The 15,910-nt window shown below is 64.7% G+C and carries 17 protein-coding genes; 8 read left to right on the top strand and 9 right to left on the bottom strand.

Features of this window, described 5'->3' with window-relative positions; genetic code table 11:
• Positions 1-124: 124 nt before the first annotated feature.
• A complete protein-coding gene (locus tag ACQPYR_RS16745) occupies positions 125-985 on the bottom strand; it encodes an SAM-dependent methyltransferase (protein WP_433633220.1) in 861 nt (286 codons plus the stop codon).
• Between the two features lie 152 nt (positions 986-1,137).
• Here ACQPYR_RS16745 and ACQPYR_RS16740 point away from each other — a divergent pair, with 152 nt between their 5' ends.
• The 3 genes from ACQPYR_RS16740 to ACQPYR_RS16730 all read left to right on the top strand — a co-directional run bounded on the left by ACQPYR_RS16740 (position 1,138) and on the right by ACQPYR_RS16730 (position 2,830).
• On the top strand, positions 1,138-1,644 hold the full coding sequence (locus ACQPYR_RS16740) for a TetR/AcrR family transcriptional regulator (protein ID WP_433635152.1): 507 nt from the start codon (positions 1,138-1,140) through the stop codon (positions 1,642-1,644).
• A gap of 51 nt (positions 1,645-1,695) precedes the next feature.
• Positions 1,696-2,322 carry an alpha-ketoglutarate-dependent dioxygenase AlkB gene (locus tag ACQPYR_RS16735; RefSeq protein ID WP_433633218.1) on the top strand — a complete coding sequence of 209 codons (627 nt, stop codon included), beginning with the start codon at positions 1,696-1,698 and terminating at the stop codon, positions 2,320-2,322.
• A 61-nt stretch (positions 2,323-2,383) separates the two neighbouring features.
• Positions 2,384-2,830, top strand: coding sequence for an SgcJ/EcaC family oxidoreductase (locus ACQPYR_RS16730; protein ID WP_433633216.1), 447 nt, complete (start codon positions 2,384-2,386; stop codon positions 2,828-2,830).
• Positions 2,831-2,838: 8 nt separating this feature from the next.
• Here the strand turns inward: ACQPYR_RS16730 and ACQPYR_RS16725 are convergent, their stop codons facing one another.
• A complete protein-coding gene (locus tag ACQPYR_RS16725; protein ID WP_433633214.1) occupies positions 2,839-3,681 on the bottom strand; it encodes a hypothetical protein in 843 nt (280 codons plus the stop codon).
• 132 nt (positions 3,682-3,813) lie between these two features.
• Here ACQPYR_RS16725 and ACQPYR_RS16720 point away from each other — a divergent pair, with 132 nt between their 5' ends.
• Complete coding sequence (locus ACQPYR_RS16720) at positions 3,814-4,527, top strand: HD domain-containing protein (RefSeq protein WP_433633212.1); 714 nt, start codon at positions 3,814-3,816, stop codon at positions 4,525-4,527.
• Here ACQPYR_RS16720 and ACQPYR_RS16715 read toward each other — a convergent pair.
• Positions 4,524-5,099 (bottom strand): TetR/AcrR family transcriptional regulator, encoded by a 576-nt coding sequence (locus tag ACQPYR_RS16715; RefSeq protein WP_433633210.1) that lies wholly within the window; start codon positions 5,097-5,099, stop codon positions 4,524-4,526. The two genes, ACQPYR_RS16720 and ACQPYR_RS16715, sit on opposite strands and share 4 nt — an antisense overlap.
• Before the next feature lie 82 nt (positions 5,100-5,181).
• Here ACQPYR_RS16715 and ACQPYR_RS16710 point away from each other — a divergent pair, with 82 nt between their 5' ends.
• The gene (locus ACQPYR_RS16710; protein WP_433633208.1) at positions 5,182-6,150 is read left to right on the top strand and encodes a quinone oxidoreductase family protein; all 969 of its coding nucleotides are present in this window, start codon (positions 5,182-5,184) and stop codon (positions 6,148-6,150) included.
• 142 nt (positions 6,151-6,292) lie between these two features.
• Here the strand turns inward: ACQPYR_RS16710 and ACQPYR_RS16705 are convergent, their stop codons facing one another.
• From ACQPYR_RS16705 to ACQPYR_RS16695, 3 genes are all read right to left on the bottom strand, one after another.
• On the bottom strand, positions 6,293-7,522 hold the full coding sequence (locus ACQPYR_RS16705) for an FAD-dependent oxidoreductase (protein WP_433633206.1): 1,230 nt from the start codon (positions 7,520-7,522) through the stop codon (positions 6,293-6,295).
• 135 nt (positions 7,523-7,657) lie between these two features.
• Positions 7,658-8,206: a DUF4334 domain-containing protein gene (locus ACQPYR_RS16700; protein WP_433633204.1), complete on the bottom strand. Its 549-nt coding sequence runs from the start codon at positions 8,204-8,206 to the stop codon at positions 7,658-7,660.
• 51 nt (positions 8,207-8,257) lie between these two features.
• Entirely contained in the window at positions 8,258-9,772 is a 1,515-nt protein-coding gene (locus ACQPYR_RS16695; protein ID WP_433633203.1) for a TIR domain-containing protein, read from the bottom strand.
• Between the two features lie 222 nt (positions 9,773-9,994).
• Here ACQPYR_RS16695 and ACQPYR_RS16690 point away from each other — a divergent pair, with 222 nt between their 5' ends.
• A complete protein-coding gene (locus ACQPYR_RS16690) occupies positions 9,995-10,942 on the top strand; it encodes a hypothetical protein (RefSeq protein ID WP_433633201.1) in 948 nt (315 codons plus the stop codon).
• A 199-nt stretch (positions 10,943-11,141) separates the two neighbouring features.
• Positions 11,142-12,191, top strand: coding sequence for a hypothetical protein (locus tag ACQPYR_RS16685; protein ID WP_433633199.1), 1,050 nt, complete (start codon positions 11,142-11,144; stop codon positions 12,189-12,191).
• On the opposite strand, the gene ACQPYR_RS16680 is transcribed toward ACQPYR_RS16685, so the two are convergent.
• The 3 genes from ACQPYR_RS16680 to ACQPYR_RS16670 form a co-directional block, all read right to left on the bottom strand.
• Positions 12,154-12,840 (bottom strand): hypothetical protein, encoded by a 687-nt coding sequence (locus ACQPYR_RS16680; RefSeq protein WP_433633197.1) that lies wholly within the window; start codon positions 12,838-12,840, stop codon positions 12,154-12,156. The two genes, ACQPYR_RS16685 and ACQPYR_RS16680, sit on opposite strands and share 38 nt — an antisense overlap.
• Positions 12,841-12,992: 152 nt before the next feature.
• On the bottom strand, positions 12,993-13,889 hold the full coding sequence (locus ACQPYR_RS16675) for a hypothetical protein (RefSeq protein WP_433633195.1): 897 nt from the start codon (positions 13,887-13,889) through the stop codon (positions 12,993-12,995).
• Between the two features lie 82 nt (positions 13,890-13,971).
• The gene (locus ACQPYR_RS16670) at positions 13,972-14,574 is read right to left on the bottom strand and encodes a TetR/AcrR family transcriptional regulator (RefSeq protein ID WP_433635150.1); all 603 of its coding nucleotides are present in this window, start codon (positions 14,572-14,574) and stop codon (positions 13,972-13,974) included.
• Between the two features lie 120 nt (positions 14,575-14,694).
• Here ACQPYR_RS16670 and ACQPYR_RS16665 point away from each other — a divergent pair, with 120 nt between their 5' ends.
• Positions 14,695-15,672 (top strand): NADP-dependent oxidoreductase, encoded by a 978-nt coding sequence (locus tag ACQPYR_RS16665; RefSeq protein WP_433633193.1) that lies wholly within the window; start codon positions 14,695-14,697, stop codon positions 15,670-15,672.
• Positions 15,673-15,910 lie beyond the last annotated feature (238 nt).

The following is a 15,910-nucleotide window of genomic DNA, read 5'->3' as shown; positions in this document are numbered from 1 at the left end:
GGTCCGTTAAAGGATGTCTTTACGGCATGCAGCCTAGCAGCGCCGTTTGCACCGCTTTAACCAGGCATATCCCGCTGTGAGCGGGGCCACGCACGGTTCGGACACTCCGGGCATTCCGGGCGGTTCACGCTTCGCGGACCGCGATGACGACTCCGATGTCCGGATCGTTCGAAGCGACCGGCCGGTCCAGCGCGGCGACCATATCGTCCCAGCTACGGAATTCGGTATGCCAGCCGTGCTCGTCCAGCCAGCTTCTGGCATCGGCGCCGAGGCCGGTGCGCGGACGATCCGCGGCGTCGTCGCCGCGGACCAGGCGTTTTAGTTCGGCGTACGGCCGGGCATTTTCGTCGACGGCGAAGCGGCTGACGCCGAAACGGCTTCCCGGAGCGGATAATTCGGTCAGTGTGGTGACCACGTGCAACGCGTGTTCGTGGGTCAGGTAGCCCAGGACGCCCTCGTCCACCCAGTGCGTGGGCAGATCCGGCCGAAAACCGCGCTCCCCGAGCAGCTTTGCCCAGTCTTCGCGTAGATCGACGGCGAGCACCGCGCGGCCGCAGCGAGGTTGCGCACGTGCCGCGGCGAGGACCGGTTCCTTGAATGCGAAGAGCTCCGGCAGATCGATCTCGAATACTCGAACGTCGGCGGGCATAGCCATGCGGAATGCCCTGGTGTCCAAACCCGCACCGATCAGCACGATCTGGCGTATCCCGTCAGCGACCGCCTCGGTGACCCGGTCATCGACGAGCCGGACGCCGACCGTGCGGCCCTCGAAGAACATGGCCGCCACCTCTTCCAGCCGCGCCCAACGCTCGGTTCCGCCGTCGATCTCGCCGTAGGCGCGGCGTGCGGCATCGACGAACAGCTGCGCGAACGGGTCGTCGTACAAGCGGTCCGTGCGCGCCGATTCCTTCGCCCTGATGACCGCGACACCGATCGCGGTCAATGCGACACCGGCTGTCGGCGCCTTCGGATGCGTTTCGGTCATGACTGCCTCCCCAATAGATAACTTGTCGCCCGGCTAGTAGTTCGGGCACAGCGAAGACGCTAGGCTTCCACTAGCCGGTCGTCAAGCAAAAAGAGAAGGACGCAATGGACGGACGTCGCAGCGATACGCGCGAGCGGATTCGTACTGTCGCAATGGAATTGTTCTCCGAACGCGGCTACGAGAAGACCTCCCTGCGCGAGATCGCCGACCGCCTCGGCGTCACCAAGGCCGCGCTGTACTACCACTTCCGCACCAAGGAGGACATCGTCGCGAGCCTCTCCGACGACCTGCGTCGGGGCATCGACGACATCGTGGCCTGGGCCGAGAGCTCCCCGCCCGGCAGGGAGCGAGCCAACGAAATCCTCACCCGCTACGGCGCGCTGCTGCATGGCATCGGCCGCGGCATGGTCCGCTTCTGGCACGAGAACCAGCCGGCCTTCCGCCAGCTCGACTTCGGCTCGAGCATGCGTTACCAGTTCCGCGTGCTCGCTGACCTGATGGCCGGTCCGGACCAGCCGCCGCTCGCCGTCTTCCGTGCACGCGAAGCCCTGCTCGCCATCAGCTGGAGCACAGCCATGATGGGCGACCTTCCGCTCACCGACGACGAGTGCTACGCCGCGGCCGTCGATATCGCGCGAGACATTCTCACCAAGAATTGAATGACCGTTTCTCGCTAGCACATATGTTCGACAGCGCGTAGATTCGACGGCATGTCGACACCGCTGCAGGGATCATTGCTCGACGGATTCGGAGACATCGAAGTGGGCGGGCTCGATGGTGTGCGCCGGACGGCGTTGAGTCATGGGGCCTGGGTGGATGTGTTGCCCGGGTGGCTGTCGGGGGCGGATGTGTTGTTCGAACGGTTGGCGGATGGGGTGCCGTGGCAAGCGGAGCGGCGGCCGATGTACGACCGGGTGGTGGATGTGCCGCGGCTGCTGTGTTTCTACGAAGAGGGCGCGGAGTTGCCGGATCCGGCATTGGACGAGGCACGGGAGGCACTGACCGGGCACTACCGCGAGGAACTCGGCGAACCGTTCCGCACGGCCGGGTTGTGCTACTACCGCGACGGACGCGACAGCGTGGCCTGGCACGGCGATACCCTCGGGCGCGGCGCGACCGACGACACGATGGTCGCCATCGTTTCGATCGGTGCGCCGCGAGCGTTGCTGCTGCGACCGCGCGGTGGCGGCGCGAGTCTTCGATTTCAGGTCGGGCATGGAGATCTGCTGGTCATGGGCGGCTCATGCCAGCGCACCTGGGAACACGCCGTACCGAAGACGCGCAGGCCGACCGGGCCGCGAATCAGCATTCAATTTCGACCGCGCGGCGTGCGCTGACTACGCAGCGGCGTGACGGCTTGTTGACCTCAACCACGGTTGAGATAAGAAGCTGGCCTGCATGAGCGCAACGACAATTCAGCCCGTGGTCGCGGACACCACGGTCGACCACACCGACGACATTGCGGCGATCGAGCAGATCATCGCCAATGTCGAAACCGCGTACAACACCAACAATGCCGAACTCATGACCGCCGACTTCACCGCCAATGCGGCGGTGGTCAATGCGGTCGGTGCGCTCATGATCGGGAAAGACACACTGCTGGAGGCGAATCGGCAGGGGCTGGCGGGATTTCTGAAGGATCAGTACGTCCGCTACGAGGTCGCCGACATCGTATTCCTGCGGCCCGATATCGCGATCGCGCACAAGCTCGCCCGGGCGACCACGGCCGAGGGGGAACTGATCGATATCGATCACGCGATGATCGCGCTGTACGTCCTGGTCGAACAGAATGGTCGGTGGTGGACCGCGGCGCGGCAGAACACACTGGTCCCGCAGGCGAAGTAGCCATCGGTTCAGGGCGTGGCGAGCCGTTCCTCGCGCGTCGGGAAACGACGGCGGCGAACGGTCGCGCCGTGCGACCAGATGGCCCGCTGCACCTCCTCCGTCGAGGCACATCCGTCGAATCGGACGAGCACTTCGGCGCGGGCCTGACGTGCGATATTCACCTTCCGGCGGTATTGCCGGAAAATCTGCACCTCGCCATTGCGGTCCTCGTCCAGGTATTCGTAATCCATGCCGTAGTAGGCGTAGGTCCCGAGGGTGGCGAGCGAGGTTGCCCAGGATCGCAGCTGATCGCGCGCACCGAAAATCGTGACCATGCCGCCGATGCGGTCGATCCGTTCCCACCCGGTCGGTATATCGGCGAAATTCCAGTCGCGTTCCCCCGGCCCCTTCGCACGCCACTCCTGCAGCTGGGCCACCGCGGCATCCAAACCGAACGTCTGCCAGCGCACCGTGCCCTGCGAACCGTCGCGGAACGGCAGTTGCCTGTGCAGAGCGACCGCGGCGGCGCGAGTGAAGACGGTCAGGTCGGCGGGAACCAGCACAATCGGATCCGAGGGCGCTGCGTCGAACGGATTGGGATCCAGCTGCGCCGGATCGATGACCACGAGCGTGCCCGGGCGCCGCTGATAAGCCAGGCCCCACAGCAGTCGAGCCAGCATGCGCGCACCACGCCAATCGGAGAGCACATGCCAAGTCTCGTGGAAATGGTTGGTGGCGAATCGGAAATCGCTGCCGGGGCGCAGGCTCAGCACCGTATACACCCGCCCGTCGAGCACCATGGTGCGTCGATGCAGTTTCGCCATATTGTCGGTAGCCGAACCAGGGCGCGGCCGTTTGTTCTGCGCGGCCACGTTCACCTCCGGTTCTGCCTCGCGTGCATTCCAGGAGAACACGGCCGCCACGACGGGGCAACGGATTTTTCGCGTGGTTGAACAGTGGTCCAGAGCACAGCGGTGCACGGCCTCCCCCGATAGATTGGCCATATGAGCAATCCTGGGGCGGGGGTTTTGGCCGTGATGCCGCTGCATACGATCAGCGAGGTCTACGGCGAAAGCGGACTGCGTGAACGACTACTGCTGGAAATCGCGGAACTGTCCGATACCGAACGGCTCACCGAGGCATTGGACCTGGCTACCGAACTGCACCGCGAGGATCGTTACGGCCGCGAGCCGTATCTGAGTCACCTACTGCGCGTTGCGATTCGGATCGTCAGCCACTACGAGGTGCGGGACCCGGATGTCGTCGCGGCCGGGCTGCTGCACGATTCGGTCGAGGATCACCCGGAAGAACTGGCCGGAGCGCGTCCCGGTTCGCCGACCGATGCCGCCCTAGCCGAACTCTCGGCCCGGTTCGGCACCCGGGTCGCCGAACTCGTCGCCGCCGTCACCAATCCGGAACCGGATCCGGACATAGATCAGCACGCGCAATACCGCGAACATGTGGCGGCCAATCTCGATCGGGCGCCGTGGGCCCGCATCGTCAAACTCTCCGACTTCACCGACAATGGCGTCGGCATCCTCTACGCCGACGGACCGGCGATGCGCAAACTCGCCACCAAGTACCGCCCGCTCACCGATGTCTACCGCGACCTCGTCACCCGCTCGGATACCCCGCTCGCCGAGCACGTCAAAAGGCATATCCTGCACCAGCTCGACAGCGCCGACGAACGTTTCGACGCCATTCTCGCCAGGGACTAGGGCCCGCGCAGCACCGATTCGACGAGTGCACGAACCGCCGCGAGCAGCCGTTCGGTCTCTCCCGCACGAGCCAGTCGCGGCACCTGTTCGCCACCCAGTGCGCCGAACAGCAGCCTGCCGACCACTTCGGCATCCAGGTCCGGGCGGGCCTCCCGCAACAGCGCGGTGATGTGTGCGTCCCAGAATTCGTGAATTTCCGCGGCACGCGGATGCGGCGGACCCTGCAGGTAGGCGACCGTCACCTCGATGTTGTCGGTCATCATTCGCACGAAGGCGTCGAAGAAGGCCAGTAGTCGCTCCCCGGCCTGCGCCCCTGGACCCAGCGGCGGCGGTCCGCTCCGGACGGCATCCATCAAGGCGAAGGTGCTCTCGGCGATCATCTCGTGCAGTAGTCCGGCGCGATTGCCGAAGCGGTGGAAGATCGTGCCCTTGCCGACCCCGGCGGCCGCCGCGACTCGATCCATGGTCAGTGCGTCGGCGCCGTGTTCGGCGAGCAGGGCGGCCGTCGCGGCCAGGATCGCCTGCCGGTTACGCGCGGCATCCGCCCGTTCCCTCGGGCGTTCGTCGGTCATTCCACCACCTTCATTGACAACTTGACCGGCAGTCCATATTGTTCGAGACATCTGGACCGGCAGTCAAGTTATGGAGTCAGCAATGAAGGCAATCGTAATGACGGGCGTCGGCGGACCCGAGGTCCTGGTCGCCCAGGATGTCGCCGTACCGCATCCGGGCCCCGGCGAACTGGTAATCCGCGCCGAGGCGATTCCGGTGCTGTTCCCGGAGACCAAACTGCGCTCGGGTGAGTTCCCGATGCCTGTCGAAACACCGACGGTCTTCGGTTTCCAGGCCGCCGGAGTGGTCGTCGAGATCGGGGACGGGGTCGACTCGGCACTGCTGGACCGACGGGTCGCGGTGGCCACCGCAGGTTTCGGCTCCTACGCCGAATTCGTCTGTGCACCAGCGTTTTCCGCGATCACGATCCCGGATGCCCTCTCATCGGAAGACGCGGCGGCTGTCCTGATGGACGGATCGGTGGCACTGCCTCTGCTCACGAAGGCGGCGCTCACCGGCACCGAAACCGTCCTGATCGAAGCCGCCGCGACAGGAGTCGGCAGCGCACTCACCCAACTCGCCAAGGAATTCGGCGCCGCGCGCGTCATCGCAACCGCCGGCGGTCCGGAAAAGTCCGCGCGGGCATTGACATTGGGCGCGGATGAGGTCATCGACCACAATGCGCCGGACTGGCCGGCCCGGCTGCGCGAAGCCCTCGACGGCGCAACACTCGACGTCGTCTTCGATTCCATCGGCGGCAGCACCGCTCGAGACCTACTGGCAGCCATGACCCCGGTACGCGGCCGAATCCTCAGCTACGGCTGGCTCTCCGGAGCCCCCGCCCAGATATCCACAACAGACTTACTCCCCCACGGCCTCACCCTCACCGCCTGCGCCGGCCCGGCCTGGCTCACCGAGGTATCCCGCTCCGGTGCCGCCGCCCTCGACCGAGCTACTTCCGGAACACTCACTCCCCGAATCGATTCCGTTCTCCCCCTCGACGAGGCGGCCAAAGCCCACCAGCTCATCGAGCAGCGCTCCCCCATCGGCAAGATCGTCCTGTGTCCCTGAGCACCGCCGATATCCGCCGCGCCGCTGCCGTCATCGAAAGTTCGTACGGGGGGTATCGAAATGGATTGTGGCCCTTGATTTTTCCCATGTAGCGTTCGGTGCGCGGGCTGCATATTTGCGCCGAGTGCATCCACCGGCTGCGTCAGGGGCGACGAGCGAAAGCGGGGGCGTGTTCTGGGAGTATCCCTCGGGCGATCAGGAATGGTGGGATGGTGCGGACGACCGGAATTCGGCGCAGGATGCGTAGCGGCAACGGAGTCGTTGCGGCATTGGCGATATCGATTCGGCCGGACAGGGCGGGGCGGAATACGGCGGTGTGCAGGATACGTTGCAGGCCCTGGGTGACGGCGGTCGGCAGGGTGCGGCGACGCTGCACCCTGGCCAGGTCGTGGGTGGTCAGGGTGCCCGAAGTCAACGGTGGGGCAAGGATTCTCGCGGTGGCGACGGCGTCCTGGATGGCCAGGTTGATGCCGACTCCGCCGGCGGGTGACATGGCGTGAGCGGCGTCGCCGATGCAGAGCAGGCCGTCGGTGTACCACTTGGTCAGGCGGTCCAATTTCACATCGAGTAGTTTCACCTCGTCCCAGTCGCGCAGCGCATCCTCCCGGTCACGCAACCACGGTGCCGAATCGGCCATACTGCACACGATTTCGGTGACCGGACCGCGCCGGGCCGCCGCGTCGCCACCCTTGGCGATGAGGGTTGCGACCTGCCAATAGTCACCGCGATCGAACATGACAGCGGCGCGGTGGGCGCTGAGCAGTCCGATCAAACCGGTGGGGTCGATATCGGTGCGCGGCAAACGGAACCACCACACATCCATCGGTGTCGGCCAACTTCGTGAGCCGAGTCCGACCTCGGCCCGCAGCACCGAGTTACGGCCGTCGCAGGCCACGGTCAGATCGGCGCGGATCTCGCCGGTTTCGCCGTCTCTGGTCCGGTAGGCGACACCGGCGACCCGGCCGTCCTCCCGAATCACCGCTGTCGCTTCGGTATTCCTGCGCAGCCGGAAGCTCGGCTCCCGATCGGCCGCCCCCGCCAACAGGTCCAGCAGATCCCACTGCGGCACCATCGCGATGTAGTTGTGCGTACCCGGCAAATGTTCCAGGGTGAATACCGTCTGCACCGACCCGCGGATCGGCAGCTGGATCTGCTGCAGCTTGCGCGCGGGTAGTTTCGCGAACTCCTCGCCGAGACCCAGTTCATCGAGCAGGTCCAGGGTCGTTGGATGTACTGTGTCGCCGCGGAAGTCACGCAGGAAGTCGTTGTGTTTCTCCAGGACGGTGACATCGATACCGGCGCGAGCCAGCAGCAGCCCGAGCACCATACCCGCCGGTCCACCACCAACCACCAGACACGTCGTACGTTCCATTGCCCCGACCTCCCTCCGTGCGCACACGCCGGACGGACATTCCGCGGGCGCGGATGTAGCGGTTTCCCTGGCCGACTTCAATGGTATGCCGCGCAGTCGAGCCCAAGGCACGTAACCGTTGCGGCAGCGATCAGATCAGCGGCGGAGAACGAAAAAGTACGGCTCGGTCATCCCTCGCATATCCATCACCCCGAGCAGCGTATCTACATCCACCCGGCGGAAGTGGTCGATGATCGGCAACTGGTCGTAAACCATCGCGGCACCCACCACACCGCGGTATTCGATATCGCGCAAACGTGCTGTCGGCCTGCGAGTTCGGATCGCCGGGGCGAGGACGGGCAATAGCTTCCGCGCCGTCTGCACGCCCGCGAGCGGCACCTTACCGGCCAGACCGAGCGGCACCCGCCGCGGATCGACTGCGAAGATATTTCCCGATTCGTCGGCGAACAGCAGTGGATGCACCGACTCCGGATCATCGAACTGCTTGCCGTACCAGCCCGAGGCGACCAGCACCCCGGCCATCGGATGCCCGGTATCCAGTTCCTCGCCCCGCCAACGGCCGACGGTCACCTCCGCAACCCTGGCCGCGGGCAATCTATCGAACAGCTCCCACGCCTGATCCGTCGTGCATCCACCATCGAGCAAGTCCGACAGATCGGACTGCGCGCTCTCATTCTCGGCCATGACCGATCTCCTTCTCCACGGCAGCGTTGCGAGAATAAGGCTATCAATCTCTCATTCCGGTTCGAGGAGTTCGGCCTCTTCGGCCGTCGGCAGCGCTGCGGTCACCTTCAGCCAATCGACTTCGAGCTGCGCGGTGGACTCACCGCGTCCGGAGAACCGGGCCAGCCCCGCGGCGGTGAGCTGGATGATATCGTCGCGGCCCGGAGCGGCGGCGGACAGAACGGGCAGCGTGTCGTCGAGCCGATCCAGGTGCGGACCACCGGGTCCAGGACCGTGTAGCAACAGGTTCAACCGGCCGCCGAGCATCCGGGACAGCGTATCGGCGTCGCGCAGCAGGTCCGGATCATGGGCGGGCGTGCCTGCGCGGGGCAGCGGACCATGCCGGACAACACCGATGCGCAACCAACCGTTCTCCTCGAACGGGCGCAGCCGCTCGGCGAACCAGGACGCCTGCGGTTCGCCGATCCGGCCGTAATCGTCCTCGGGCCGATGGGTCGCGGCCATGGTCGAGTTCAATCCGGCTACCACCACCCGCAATTCGGGAATCGGGAACAGTGTCCACGGCTGTCCGATATCGAAGACGAGGTGATCCAACCCCTGATACAGCGCGCCGAACATCCGCGCGTACTGCTCGAGCTTCGGGAAATACGGCGGCTGCGGTTCGCGATCGCGAGCCTCGCAGCTCAGAAAGTACGCGTGGCAGGCCGGTTTGGAGACATCATGATTGCCGGGCACCACGACCAGTCGCTCCGGACCGACGCCGAGCAGCGTAGGCAACCCGCTCAGGAAGCTCAGCGCCTCGTCGACCTCGCGCGGGCGGGCGGATTCGGTCATATCCCCTGACACCACGATCAAATCCGGTTCGGCCACACCCTGATTCACCAGATGGGTCACATCGGCATGGATGCGCGCCCGCAATTCGGCCGCGGTGCTCGGCTCGTCCGGCGCGAGCAGCCCACGACCGAAGCGCGGACCGGCGACATGCAGCACCGAGACGCTGGTACGCGACTCTTCATGATCGGTGACACCCGGGAAGGCCGGGACCGCAATCGGCGTGCGCCGTGGCCGCACGAATTCTGTTGTGTCCGTGATCGTTTCGACTGCGAACAGATCCGGAACGTCGTGTGGAAAGCCTGGTTCCGACGGGGGCTGCGCCCGCCCCCCGAGCAGATGTCCGACCCGCTCCAAAAGGACTCGGCGCGCCTCCTCGGCGGTGGGCACCGGCACCAGGTCGAGATAGGTGATCACTGCGAGCAGCCCCGCCAGCGCGCATTCGCCGATGCGCACCGGCATCAGCTTGCCCGGATCGATGCGGTAGGCCGCCTGCCATTCCATGGTTCCGTAGTAGGAGCCGAGATAGTTCTGCGACAGCACCACCAGCACCACCGCCGACTCGCGCACGCCGCGATCCGTGAAATCAATGAAGTTGGTACCGGGAACGAAATCCCACGCCTGGATGAGGGTGCTGTAACCCGCGGTCTCCAACTGCCAAGCCAACCATGTGGCCCATCGTTCGTCGGCCGGTGAATAGCTGATGTAAAAGTCCCGCCGCCCTCCCTGAAGCACGCCATCAGTATGGCTCAGGCCAATACGCAAGGGGCCCAATCGGAATGCCACCGGTCATCCGACGGACTCGGGGTAACTTCCACCCGATTAGTCGGTCCGCGACGGCAGAATTGTGCGTACCCTGTGAATGCAACCGCGACGGGGGGTTCGGCCGCTGACCGGCCAATGGTCTCCGATGCCCACTCCTCGTTTTCGTGGCTCGAACGATCAACGGAGTATCGAATGGCTTCTGCCGGCATGGAGCAGCGCAGCGGGATGCTTGCCGCTCTTCTGAGGATGACCCGCACCCAGATCCTGTGGGCCGGCGTCGGTATCGGTGTGTTGATCGCGGTGACGGTGCTGGCCAGGGGAAATCTACACAAGATCTACGAGGTGCAGCCGGATTTCGTGCTCGGCGCCACGCTGACCATCAGCACCTTCTGCTTCACCAAAGCGTTCAGCCGCAACGGTGTCGATATCGCGGTGCAACTCATCCAGGAGGGCACCGCACCCGAGGTGGTAGAAGCGCTGAACCGGGCCCGCGAGGAGACACTGCATCGCGACGGCGTCTATGAGCAAATCGCGCTGCTGATAAGAAATCTGACCGCCGCCAACAACCGTGCCGTCGAGTATTACGACTTGCAGGCCAAGTCGCCGCGGTTCTATCTCGTGGCGCCGTATCTCTCGGTGGTGATGCAGGATCTCGACGAGGCACTCCACAATGCGGCCCAGATCGGTCGCGCGGTCGGCAGCCAGCAGATGCAGCTCCCCAGCTACCCCTTTCCCGAGCAAGCCAGGTACCTGCTCAGAGAGGCGCTGCGCGATCTGCACGAGGCAGTTGCCCGCCGCAACGAGGCCTACGAAGCGCTGTCCACCCAGTTCGAGGTCCCGCAGGAGGACGAGCTCTGGGGCGCTTTCACGGTGATGACCTCCGACTCGCTCAAAGCGTTGCGGGACCTGGAGTCACTGCTGGGCAAGAACATCCTCGCTCCGCCGAAGGATCAAATCGCCAGCCTGCGCGGTTATGTCGAAGCCGCGCAGCGGCGGGCCAAATCAGTCGATGAAATGATCAACGGACGACCGGCGCTCGCGTATCCGCCCGCCCTCGCAATTCTGCTCCAGGACCTGGAGCATGTCCTGGCCAAACTCGAGGGAGTCGACACGGCTCTCGCACAAGATAACGGCGCGTGATATGGCGCCCACGTTATTTCGGTGATCCGTTGTGCCGGTGCATGAATCGGAGCGATCCACGCGCGGTGCGGCTACGCTGAGACGGTCCATGAATGAACCGCATACCGTGCCACCTCTTTCGGAGATCGCCGCTCACGCGGGCTCCCCCGCATGAGCGGAACTGAACGGGGTGCCGGGGTGGGTGCGAAGGTGGGAACAGATGGGGCGTTTGGCCGCGCGAATCAGAGCGGATCTGTTGTGGGTCAAGGCCAATGTGGAGAGCATGGTCGCTGTGGTCCTCGCGGTGGCCATGAGCGTGCTGGGACTCGTCGACGTGATTCCCACGGATCTGGTCAGCAAGGTCATTCCATTGACGCTTGGTGTGATCGCGTTCGCGATGCTGCGCGACCGGTGGCGTCAGGAGACGGTGAATGCCGAGATCCAGACGACCATCACCACCCTCGGCGGCACGTTGCGTGAGGTAAATGAGCGAATGGAGCGCATCCCATCGATCAATGAGCTGCAGCAGACGTTGGATGGGTTGTCGACGGTGCGGTTCGTGATCGGCGCCGAGGTAACGGATGTACTGGAACAGGCGCGTACGGGCACGGATCGCTGGATCTTCAAGGGCGGCACCGGCACTCACACGCGGGTGGTGACCTTGCCGGTCTGCATCAGACAAGCCCAGCGTGATCATCGGCAACTAAAGGTGCGGCTGGAGATCCTCGACCCGACCAAGCGGGAAGTTTGCGACCGATACGCACAGCTCTACAAAGCACTGGCGGACGAGGATGACGATGCGCGCACCTGGGATGCCAAAGGTACCCAGATCGAGTTGTACGCCACCATTCTGGCGGCCTGTTGTCACAAACAGCAGCTCGGTCGGTTGCTGGATATCGAGATCGCGCTGACCTCCAGCGTTTCGATGTTTCGCTGGGATCTGTCCTCCCGGTATCTCATCCTCACCCAGCGTGGACCGAGATTTCCGGCGATGGTTGTGGAGAAAGGCCGGCCCTACTACGACTCCTGGGACTTCGAGCTCGGGACGAGTTTTGACGAATGCCGAAGGGTACCAATAGAACACGCGCGCGATGTCCCGCTCAGGGAGGAACCGAGCGTCCCGGATGTACGGTCGTTGTTCGAGGTCCTCGGCCTCGCGTTGCCCGAGAACTATACCGATGCCGACGTAGTGGACATCATTACCAAGGCGTTGCATGACACCAGGCGGCCGCTCAGAGGCGCCGGTGACCGCCTGCCTCAGGGGGCCTGATCGGGCCACGCGTGCCGCCGGCCCGCAGCCGCGTCAGCACCTCCCGCGCGATGTGGGCGGTCTCCACTCGGTCGCAATATCGGCGCCTTACCGAATGTGGCTGCATGTCGAGATCGGCGAGCGAGAGGTCGATCGCGCCGGGACATGCGCTGCTGAAGGCAAGGGTCGCCGCGTGGCCGTCGACAACACTCGTGTGAAAGATCCCGCCATCCAGTGTATAGACGGCGCTGCGGGAAGTGAGTTCGGTTGCCACAGTCGCACTTCGGACCAATCGGCCAGTGGGACGGATTTCGTCGATCGGCCCGGTGCTACGAATCTCGGCGACCCGGTGCGTGGGATCGGTCACCGTATCGGTGATCTCGATGACATTATTGCGAATCGCGCCATACAACACGTAGCTGAACAGGTCCCAACTGTGCGCATGGATGAAGGAGGTCGTCGGCGCCACCTGCGGAACGTCGTCGCGCCACGCGTGCACGCAGACACCGCGTTCCCCTTCTCGGCGCAGCGGAAGGCAGACGAACCCGAGCGGATGCGCAACGGCGGCAATGGTTGTGCGCCCGTCGGCGATCTCCTCGAGCACGAACGACATCACCGACCCTGCGGTGCCGCCGCGGACGGCGAGACGAAGGCTGTCATACGTCATCACAGGCCCGAGTCTGCCCGAACGCCATGACCTTCGAGCACCGGAGCCTCCGTTCCAGAACATGATCGTGCACCTCGTAGCGATTTCTTCGTTGTCAGGCGCGGCACCCGATGCGGGCCAGTCGCGGGCTCGTGACCGCATAGGCCGGTCAGGATTCAGTACGGATTCCTCGGCTGGAGCGCGCGCCGCACGATATCGGCGATGTCGCGATCGGTGTAGGAAGCCGGTAGCGCGAGACCGAGCAGATCGAACAGCGCACGAGTCTGATCGACCGACGGCTCGTCGGCGAGTGCGAGTTTCTCGCTCCGGCTCAGCGGCACCTGTCTGGCCTGTCTGAAACTGGCCACTAGCTCGCGGCTGAAGTCCCGGTAGGAGGGCTTGTCCCGTTCGAACATCAGGGCCGGAGTATTCGGATTGTCCTGCGTGACAATGACGCAACTCGACGAGAGGTCCCAGCGGAAGGTTGTCATCACCATGGAGAGTCCGACATCGATGGTCAGGAAAGTGAATCGCTGCCGGTACCAGCATGCCGCGAGGACCGTCGCCAAGGACTCCTTGCGGGTGCGTTCGGTGGTCCACAATTCGCCGGTGCGGTCGGCCTCGGGCACCAGCGAGCAGCGGAACTGCGCGTAGATCTTGCACAGCAGTTCATTGGTCGGATCCAGCACCTCCACCTGGATCCGCAGCGGACGCTGTTCGCGGCGCGCGTTCTCCACGCATTCGCGCAGTGTGACGGCCCGCAGATAGGTTCCGGTGCCCCCTTTGAACAGCCACTGTTCGGTACCGCGGCGCGCGAGCATATGCGCATGCCCGATCTCCGGACCGTACAGCAGTTGTCCCGAGTTCGAATGCCGAATGGCCTTGCCGGACAGATGCCGATCACGCAGCAACGTGGTGGCCAGCAAACCGAGCACCAGCAGGATGACCGCGTTGATCAGATCCGCATCGAAGAAACCGATATCGATCAGCGAGATCACACCGAAGATGACCGCGAGAACCAGGGCGACGAAACCGTCGACATTATTCCGCAGCCAGATCAGCACCCGTGCCATACGGCCTCTCCTACGGTTTCTACCCAGGATAGGTGCACCTGTGGTCGACGCAGCGCGCGAATGGTCAAGTCGCACTGGCGAGTCAGTGTGCGACGGCGTCAAGTCGAGCGGCGAGGATTCGGCGGGCTCGGCCGTAGGGCACCGATTCGCCGAACAGCAACGCATCCTGGGCCGCGGTGCGTGCGATGGCGTCGAGTTCGAAGGCGAGGTCGGCAGGCTCGTTATCGGGGACGATCTCGCCGAGGCCGATCGCCTCGGCAATGGTGGTTTCGTAGAGCCGCAACCAGTCTCGGCGCGATGCGGCCACGGCGTCGTGCACGCGCCCGGGGCGGGCGTCGAACTCCGCGACGGCGGACAGAAAGAAGCAGCCGCCGCTGAAGTAGGGCTTCGCGGCATAGTCCAACCAGGACTCGCCCAGTGCCCGGACCCGGCGGATGCCGGCGGGTGCACGTCGAGCGGGTCTCACCACGTGTGCGATGAAGACCTCGACGGCCGCGCGGACGGTCGCGAGCTGGAGTTCTTCTTTGGAGCCGAAGTGCGCGAAAACGCCGCTCTTGCTGAGGTCGAGTTCGGTCGCCAAACGCCGCACGGACAGGCTTTCCAGGCCTTCGACCGAGGCGATATCCATGGCACGGTCGAGGATGACGCGGCGAGATCGCTCACCGCGCTGTAGCCGCTTGTCGATCTTGGTTTCGACTCGACGACAACCAGATAGGCGAATCTCTATACCTAATCGGCGGAAAACCCGCAGCTCAGTGGATACACGGCCGCTCGAACACCTCGGACGAGCGTCCACATTCTCGAGATGAGAGGACAGATCATGCGCGCTATTCAGCAGGAGCAGTGGGGCGGGCTGGAGACCATGCGACTCGTCGAGATCGCACGGCCGACACCGCTGTACACCGAGATTCTGGTGAAAGTCATTGCGGCGGGGGTCAATCCGATCGACTACTTCACCCGAGAAGGACGGGCGTACGTACGGGCATTGACGTTGCCCTTCGTCAACGGCTGGGACGTCGCCGGTATCGTCGAGGAGGTCGGCTACGGGGTGACCCGCTTCCGGCCCGGCGACCGCGTGTACGGCATGCCGTGGTTCCCGCGCGCGGCGGGTGCCTACGCGGAATACGTGACCGCGCCGTCGCACCAATTCGCGCCCATGCCAACGGGTTCCAGTTTCACCGAGGCCGCGGCGCTGCCCTTGGCCGCGCTCACGGCCTGGCAGATGCTCGTCGATATCGGCAAAGTCGCTCCCGGGCAGCGCGTTCTGGTGTCGGCTGCGGCAGGTGGCGTGGGCCACCTCGCCGTGCAGATCGCAAAGTCGTTCGGGGCGTATGTGATCGGCACCGCGCGCGCGGCCAAGCACGACTTCCTGACCGCACTCGGCGCCGACGAGACCATCGACTACACAACGACCGATATCGCAGCGACCCTCCGCGATATCGATATCGTGATCCAGATGCATGGCGGCGAACCGGCGCTACGCATGCTCGAAACCTTGCGTCCCGATGGCATTCTCGTCAACGCACAGGTGGCATGGACACCCGGAATGGCCGAGCGCGCGGCCGAACTCGGCGTACGCGCCAGCGGCTACCTGGTGGAACCCGACCGCGCCGACCTCGAAGCACTGACCGATCTGGTCGAGAGCGGGCAGCTGCGCCCACACGTGGAAACAGTGCTGCCACTGGAGCAGGCAGCGCGGGCACACCGCCTCATCGAGCAGTGCCGAACCAGCGGAAAGATCGTGCTCACCGTGAGTGACCCAGACCACACAGTGGAATCTTGACCTCGAGTGCAGTTCAGGAACCAGGATCGACCCGTGCCAAGGTTCGCCGAATGCGGTGCACACCATCCGTCGGTGCGCACCGCGGCCCCAGGCACACCCGATTCCGCGAGAGGGTCCTCGCGGTTCGCTCCCGCTGGGCCAGTACACCCACCAGCGGGAGCTCGGGGCGGCTATGGCACCGGATCGATGGGCCCTGAAACGTCAACAGCCGCACACCATTCCGGTGTGCGGCCTGGCC

It is taken from the genome of Nocardia sp. CA-120079, from assembly GCF_050955745.1.
Lineage (GTDB): Bacteria > Actinomycetota > Actinomycetes > Mycobacteriales > Mycobacteriaceae > Nocardia.
This window is presented reverse-complemented; position numbering and strand designations above follow the sequence as displayed.

Excerpts from the sequence above, each read along its gene's own strand:
- ACQPYR_RS16745 (WP_433633220.1), bottom strand. The coding sequence starts at position 985 with ATGACCGAAACGCATCCGAAGGCGCCGACAGCCGGTGTCGCATTGACC.
- ACQPYR_RS16740 (WP_433635152.1), top strand. The coding sequence starts at position 1,138 with ATGGAATTGTTCTCCGAACGCGGCTACGAGAAGACCTCCCTGCGCGAG.
- ACQPYR_RS16735 (WP_433633218.1), top strand. The coding sequence starts at position 1,696 with ATGTCGACACCGCTGCAGGGATCATTGCTCGACGGATTCGGAGACATC.
- ACQPYR_RS16730 (WP_433633216.1), top strand. The coding sequence starts at position 2,384 with ATGAGCGCAACGACAATTCAGCCCGTGGTCGCGGACACCACGGTCGAC.
- ACQPYR_RS16720 (WP_433633212.1), top strand. The coding sequence starts at position 3,814 with ATGAGCAATCCTGGGGCGGGGGTTTTGGCCGTGATGCCGCTGCATACG.
- ACQPYR_RS16715 (WP_433633210.1), bottom strand. The coding sequence starts at position 5,099 with ATGACCGACGAACGCCCGAGGGAACGGGCGGATGCCGCGCGTAACCGG.
- ACQPYR_RS16710 (WP_433633208.1), top strand. The coding sequence starts at position 5,182 with ATGAAGGCAATCGTAATGACGGGCGTCGGCGGACCCGAGGTCCTGGTC.
- ACQPYR_RS16705 (WP_433633206.1), bottom strand. The coding sequence starts at position 7,522 with ATGGAACGTACGACGTGTCTGGTGGTTGGTGGTGGACCGGCGGGTATG.
- ACQPYR_RS16700 (WP_433633204.1), bottom strand. The coding sequence starts at position 8,206 with ATGGCCGAGAATGAGAGCGCGCAGTCCGATCTGTCGGACTTGCTCGAT.
- ACQPYR_RS16690 (WP_433633201.1), top strand. The coding sequence starts at position 9,995 with ATGGCTTCTGCCGGCATGGAGCAGCGCAGCGGGATGCTTGCCGCTCTT.
- ACQPYR_RS16685 (WP_433633199.1), top strand. The coding sequence starts at position 11,142 with ATGGGGCGTTTGGCCGCGCGAATCAGAGCGGATCTGTTGTGGGTCAAG.
- ACQPYR_RS16675 (WP_433633195.1), bottom strand. The coding sequence starts at position 13,889 with ATGGCACGGGTGCTGATCTGGCTGCGGAATAATGTCGACGGTTTCGTC.
- ACQPYR_RS16665 (WP_433633193.1), top strand. The coding sequence starts at position 14,695 with ATGAGAGGACAGATCATGCGCGCTATTCAGCAGGAGCAGTGGGGCGGG.